Here is a 2,744-nt window from a genome sequence, read left to right as displayed (position 1 = left end):
AGAACTCGACCGGCCGTTCGATGACGACCTGGCGGCCGTCGACGGTTCCCGCCACGCGCATGAAGTTGATGGTCAGGTAGACCGACTTCTTGCCTTCGCTCGTGCAGTACTCGACCTTCGAGGTGACACCTTCGAGATCGCCCGGCGGCCGGCTGTCGAACTGCCGGCGCAGTGGGTCATCACCGTCCGATGTGGGCAACGTGGCCGCCGATGCGCTTTCGACGCTCAGCACCGCCCCGGTCACGCGGTTGGGCCGGAAGGTCGCCAGTCCCTTGATGTCGGCCTGCCAGGCCTGCAGGTACAGGTCCTTGAAGTCCGCGTAGGGGTAGTCCGCCGGGACGTTGACCGTCTTGGAGATGGCGGTGTCGATGCAAGGCGCCACGGCGGCCACCATGGCCACGTGGTCGGTCGCGCTGAGCTCCAGCGCGGTGATGAACGCCGGTGTCAGCGTCGCCTGCTCGCCCTTCAGATGCCGATACAGCCGCCACGCATGATCCTCGACGGCGTACTCCTTCGTGCCGCCGTCCGGCATGCGCTTCTTGCGCTGGTAGCTCCAGCTGAAGGCGGGCTCGATGCCATTGCTGGCGTTGTCCGCGAAGGCCAGGCTGATCGTGCCCGTGGGCGCGATCGACAGCAGGTGCGAGTTGCGGATGCCGTGCTGCCGGATCTGCTCGCGCAGGTGCGCGGGCAGACGCGAGGCGAAGGTGCCACGCGACAGGTAGAGCTCGGCATCGAACGCCGGGAAGGCGCCCCGCTCGCGCGCGAGTTCCACCGATGCCGCGTAGGCCGCGTCGCGCATCAACTCGGCGATGCGCCGGGCCTGCGCGCGCGCTTCGGACGTGCCGTAGGCAAGGCCCAGCATCACGAGGGCATCGCCCAGGCCGGTGAAGCCCAGACCCACCCGGCGCTTGTCGATCGCCTGCCGCTGCTGTTGCGCCAGCGGCCACACCGTCGTGTCGAGCACGTTGTCCAGCATGCGCACCGCGACGCCGGCCACTTGCGTGAACCGTTGGTCGTCGAAGCGCGCCGCCGGCTCGAACGGATCGAGCACGAACCGTGTCAGGTCGATGGAGCCCAGGCAGCAGCAGCCATAGGCCGGCAGCGACTGCTCGCTACAGGGGTTGCAGCTCTCGATCGTCTCGCAGTACGACAGGTTGTTGTCGCGGTTGATCGTGTCGATGAAGAGCACGCCGGGTTCGGCGTGGTCGTAGGTGGACCGCATGATCTGGTCCCACAGGTCGCGGGCCTTCACGGTGCGGTAGATCCAGGCGCGCTCGCTGCCTTCGCGCCGGCGCGCGCCAGTGGCCTTCTGTGCTTCGCCCGGCTCGGCTCGGTGAACCAGATCCACCTCGCCATCGGCCAGGACGGCCTGCATGAACGCATCGGTCACGGCGATGGAGAGGTTGAAGTTCTTCAGGCCACCGTCGTCCTTCGCGTGGATGAACTCCTCGATGTCCGGGTGATCGCAGCGCAGGACGCCCATCTGGGCGCCGCGCCGCGCGCCGGCGCTTTCCACGGTTTCGCACGAGCGGTCGAAGATCTGCATGTAGCTCACCGGGCCCGAAGCGTGGCTGCGTGTGCTGCCCACCCAAGCGCCGCGCGGGCGGATGCGCGAGAAGTCGTAGCCCACGCCGCCGCCGCGCCGCATCGTTTCGGCGGCTTCGGTCAGCGCGGTGTAGATGCCGGGATAGCCATCGTCGACTTGCGCGATGGAGTCGCCCACCGGCTGCACGAAGCAGTTGATGAGCGTGGCCGCGAGGGGCGTACCTGCGGCGGACTGGATGCGACCGGCCGGCAGGAAGCCCTGCTGCAGTGCCCACAGGAAAGCTTCACGGTGCTGGTCTCGACGTTCGGGCTCGACGTCCGCGAGCGCGTTGGCGACGCGCGCGTTGACGTCCTCGATCGACGTCTCGTTGTCCTTGCAGTACTTCTCGCGCAGGACATCGAGGCTGATCGCTTGCGGCTTCAGAGCCGCGGCGGAGGGGACAAGGTCTCTGAGGTTCATGAAAACTCCTCGGGAACGGGGTACCCACGCGGCAAGGCGTTGCCGGGCTGCTCGCGGTATTGCGAGGCAACGGGCAACGCTCGGATGCGCTTTGTGGGCGGGAGGGCGGCGGATGGCCTTTGCAGGCCGATCGGTGTGCCGCCCGACGGGGGATGGCCCGGACAAGACGGGGTCGGGTCCGGTGTGTGGCCACTGCAGGGCAGGGGCCGCGATTGAAGGGCTGACTTCGCGCCGAAGGGCGCCAGGCCTGTCAGCTGCCTGCTGGGGAAGCGATGCTTTCCGAAGGGTTCCACTCCCTCGGGAAAGAACCGCCAGCACCTCGCGCGACCTTCGACGACAGCGGGCCACCGGGGTCAGCCGCGCCGCCGGGGAGGCGATGCGACTGACCACGGTGGTGCCCAGGATCTTCAGCGTCCGCGCCGCGGTGGCACGAACTGCGGGTTCTTGATGCGCCAGGTCGGCGAGACCGCGTAGCCGGTTGGCGTGCGCCGGCCGGTGTCCTCGAAGAGGCCGGTGGCGAGCAGGGGCTCGATCAGCGGCTCGTTCTCGGACCACGACTTCACGCAGAACTCGTCGTCGGCCAGCGTGACACCCGAAGGCGCCAGGTTGCAGCTCAGCATGGCCAGTGGCTCCGGCATCTCGTCGTCGGCCGTGTTGAGCTCGACGAACAGGGCGCCGCCGACGGGATAGCGGCCGTCGTGGATGCTGGCCAGGCCGGTGGGGGTCTGTGCGGAGCCGT

Annotated in this window: 1 protein-coding gene and 1 pseudogene; both read right to left on the bottom strand. The window is 68.4% G+C overall.

The window, feature by feature from the left end; translation table 11 throughout:
- On the bottom strand, nt 1-2,005 hold a 2,005-nt coding region (locus AB7U92_RS25425; RefSeq protein WP_428583379.1), incomplete at its 3' end, for an adenosylcobalamin-dependent ribonucleoside-diphosphate reductase.
- 407 nt (nt 2,006-2,412) lie between these two features.
- A pseudogene (locus AB7U92_RS25420) lies at nt 2,413-2,744 on the bottom strand (hypothetical protein); the annotation flags it as partial.

It is taken from the genome of Piscinibacter sp. (assembly GCF_050175855.1).
GTDB lineage: Bacteria > Pseudomonadota > Gammaproteobacteria > Burkholderiales > Burkholderiaceae_C > Piscinibacter.
Note: the sequence above shows the minus strand (reverse complement) of the source record. Positions and strands in the feature narration are given on the sequence as shown.